General features: G+C 32.7%; 7 protein-coding genes. 3 read left to right on the forward strand and 4 right to left on the reverse strand.

All coding sequences use genetic code 11. The features are described 5' to 3' along the window. Window positions 1-152: 152 nt before the first annotated feature. Window positions 153-434: a bacteriocin immunity family protein gene (locus tag J6L95_RS08240; RefSeq protein ID WP_287458785.1), complete on the forward strand. Its 282-nt coding sequence runs from the start codon at window positions 153-155 to the stop codon at window positions 432-434. Between the two features lie 33 nt (window positions 435-467). On the opposite strand, the gene J6L95_RS08245 is transcribed toward J6L95_RS08240, so the two are convergent. The 3 genes from J6L95_RS08245 to J6L95_RS08255 are packed head-to-tail and all read right to left on the reverse strand — an operon-like array spanning window position 468 to window position 1,407. Continuing rightward, on the reverse strand, window positions 468-887 hold the full coding sequence (locus tag J6L95_RS08245; protein ID WP_236700971.1) for an acyl-CoA thioesterase: 420 nt from the start codon (window positions 885-887) through the stop codon (window positions 468-470). After that, on the reverse strand, window positions 859-1,239 hold the full coding sequence (locus J6L95_RS08250) for a PH domain-containing protein (protein WP_029069910.1): 381 nt from the start codon (window positions 1,237-1,239) through the stop codon (window positions 859-861). The genes J6L95_RS08245 and J6L95_RS08250 overlap by 29 nt, the downstream gene beginning before the upstream one ends. A 12-nt stretch (window positions 1,240-1,251) precedes the next feature. Next, complete coding sequence (locus tag J6L95_RS08255; RefSeq protein WP_287458786.1) at window positions 1,252-1,407, reverse strand: hypothetical protein; 156 nt, start codon at window positions 1,405-1,407, stop codon at window positions 1,252-1,254. A 237-nt stretch (window positions 1,408-1,644) separates the two neighbouring features. Between J6L95_RS08255 and J6L95_RS08260 the strand changes: the two genes are divergently transcribed. After that, entirely contained in the window at window positions 1,645-2,046 is a 402-nt protein-coding gene (locus J6L95_RS08260; protein WP_287458787.1) for a hypothetical protein, read from the forward strand. Window positions 2,047-2,070: 24 nt separating this feature from the next. After that, entirely contained in the window at window positions 2,071-3,180 is a 1,110-nt protein-coding gene (locus tag J6L95_RS08265; protein WP_287458788.1) for a cation diffusion facilitator family transporter, read from the forward strand. Here the strand turns inward: J6L95_RS08265 and J6L95_RS08270 are convergent. Beyond that, window positions 3,177-3,376, reverse strand: a 200-nt coding sequence (locus tag J6L95_RS08270) for a hypothetical protein (protein WP_287458789.1), incomplete at its 5' end; no start/stop codon positions are given. The genes J6L95_RS08265 and J6L95_RS08270 overlap by 4 nt on opposite strands.

Genomic DNA, 3,376 nt, shown 5'->3' on the forward strand with positions numbered 1-3,376 from the left:
TATACGGTAGAGGCGAAGTGGACACGCCTGTAAGAATAAGGATTGCCTGACTTGTCGGGTGGAAACTTAAATATCAAACTTCTTAAATAGAACCGTCAGGTTCTTAGAAGCCACCTACCTTTAGGTGGGTGGTAGTTCACTAGGAGCATAAAATGAGAAGAAAAGAAAAGATTTTAACATTTCTTGAGAATATTCTAAATGATCATGAAATCAGCTCTACTGAAAGAGAAATATTTGAAGACTGCTTTACTAAAATAAATCACAACGAAGATATCAATAGATGCATCTTTAAACTAAAGCAGGAGCTTTCTCTTCTTGCCACTAAGCAGCAGCTTTCTAGCAAGGGAGTATCTTATTTTACTGAATTATCTAGAATTGAACCTAGTACATCAGTAAGTTCAATGTGGAATTTTCTTATAAGAAGAAAGAAATAAGCCCTAAGAGGTATCAACCTCTCAGGGCTTGTTTTATCTTTCTTCATTAACTAAAGCTTCATAGAACTCAGGATATTCTTTCTTAATGCGAATAGGTAAACCATCTTTATTTAAGAAACAATGTTCAGAATATGCTTCACATACAAGCTGTTCTTTGCAATACATCATATATTTAAGTTTTAATCTGACACCCTTAAATTCTTCTACAGATACATGGATAGATACTTCATCCGCAAAAGTGGTAGTATGCTTATAAGAACAATCAACTTTAGTAACAGGAGACATAATTCCTATTTCTTCAAGATGATCATATCCCCACCCTATTTCTTTTAGATAATAGACACGTGCTTCTTCCATCCATCTAATATAATTAGAATGATGGGTAATACCCATTCTATCTGTTTCATAGTAATGTACGATATGCTTATAAGTTGAAGTCATCATCATGATCATCCATATCCATCATAAATTCTCTAGCTGTTACACGGTTTCTTCTTCTCTCTGCTTCAACCTGTTCAGAAATTAATTCTTTGACTTTCTTTGATTTCTTGATATTCAATAAATCAAAAGAACCAAGATCTTTATCATTACTATCAATATGAATAGTACCTAATCCAAATAGACGCTGAGAAAGACTACGAGATAAATTAATATTAAGAATACGATATAGTCTTACATCATATTCTTTACGACTTAAAAATCCTTTTTCTACTACAAAACGATCACTTTCTAATGTATAAGTGGTAAACGACCATGGTAATCCACAAAATGTACGTTTACGATCATGCCATAATACTTTTCCCATAAATAGTTCTCCTTATTTCATGATTTTTACAACGACAATTACGAGTGCAAACACACTTGTAATAAGCATAGCACTGTAATCTTGAATAATCATCTGATATAACGGTAGGCCTGTATCATAATGCTTAATATATAATACTGTAATGCCCATACCTATAGATATAGCCATAGCACATACTACAAATAAAAATACTATATCTGTAATTTTCTCTTTGCACCATAACAATAATGCTATGAGGAAGAGGCAAGCACCTATGATACCGTTCATCTTTTTTCACCTACTTTATATACATTATATACAAAAAAAGAACTATTCTAAATCATAATCCTACTTTTTTTCATATTATGGGTTCATATTGTCTTATGTTTAATAATCGTTTATAGTTATTTTATGGAGGGAATGACAATGTTTAAAATCAGTATTAAAAGAGTAATTATATGGTTCGCATTTTTAGGCTGTGTCATTGCCGCATTTTCTTCTCTAGGACATCTTCCTATTGAAGATATCTATAATGCCAAAGTAGCTGCTGCAATGAGTACCATGGATGTTACATTATTTAAAATAAGTATCTTCTTATTCTTCATTCTAATTGGTTTAGGTCTATTCTTAGAACTAGATTATTTCAAAATAAAGAGCAAGATTCCTCTACTTGGATCAAAGAAAACACTTCCCCATGTTGGAGGATGGATTGTCATTGTTATTGTGGCAACATTACTTATGTATGCCCCAATGCATTTTGCAAGTGATAACTATAAAAATGCGATTAAACAATATAATCAGGAAGAATTAAGAAAAGCGAGAAAATAACTCGCTTTTTAACTAGGAGGAAATATGGAAAACAGAGAAAAGAATATTATTAAAACAAGTATCATCGGCATACTTGTCAATATTGTATTAGCTATATTTAAAGCTGTTGTTGGTTTATTATCACATTCTATTGCCATTACCCTTGATGCAATCAATAACTTAAGTGATGCCCTTAGCTCCTTGATTACCATCGTCGGTACCAAACTCTCCATGATGAGACCAAACAAGAAGCACCCATTAGGCTATGGTCGCATTGAATACCTCACTGCAGCCATTATCGCCTGTCTCGTACTTTATGCAGGGATTACATCCCTTATTGAATCCATCAAGACAATCATGAATCCAGGGAAACCTCATTATTCCCTTGTAACATTGTTTATTGTATTTGTTGGGGTTATCACCAAAATCATTTTAGGAGAATATACTAAAAAACAGGGTAAACGTCTTCATTCTGATTCATTGATCAATTCTGGTGAAGATGCAAGATTTGATGCGATTATTTCTAGTGCCACTCTTTTAGCTGCCATTCTTTTCATTTTTACTTCTTTTTCTATTGAAGCTTATTTGGCTGCTGTTATTTCTATCTTTATTATTAAGAGCGGTATCGACATGCTAAAAAATACGCTCTCCGATTTACTTGGAGAACGTATTGATCCATCTTTATCTAAGAAGATAAAAGAGATTGTCAATCAAGAAGAAGGCGTACAGGGAAGCTATGATCTTCTTCTTCATGCTTATGGTCCTGATCGTTATCAGGGATCTATTCATGTAGAAGTAGAAGATACAATGAGCATCAATGAATTTGATACTCTTTCAAGAAATATTACCAATCGTGTTATAGATGAAACAGGTGTCATATTGACAGGTATTGGTCTTTATTCTATCAATACGAAAGATCCTCTTATTTTAGATGCAAAAGAGAAACTCAAGAAAGTTATCAGTGAACATGAAGGTATTCTTGGTTTTCATGGTTTCTATCTTAATAAAGAAGAACGATTCATTCAGGTTGATCTGATCTTTAGTTTTGATGTAGAAGATTATGATCATCTTGTAAAAATCGTTGAAGATGAAATGAAAAACTATTATCCAGATTATACATTCATTATTCAGATTGATTTAGATATAAGCGATTAAAAGCACTCTGTAAAGAGTGCTTTTAATGTGGGTATATCTTTTATTTTTTGATGACCTTCCAAACTGTGGGAAATCATCTTTCTGTTACTTTCAGCGGGATTCTGGAAATTATTTTCAGAACCCGCTCTTTTTTGATTTGCGGGAAATAAATGGGATACAATAGTATCATACCGATCCTTCAGAAAGAAAAAAGTGA

The sequence above is a fragment of the Kandleria sp. genome, assembly GCF_017934775.1.
GTDB classification, from domain to species: Bacteria; Bacillota_I; Bacilli_A; order Erysipelotrichales; family Coprobacillaceae; genus Kandleria; species Kandleria vitulina.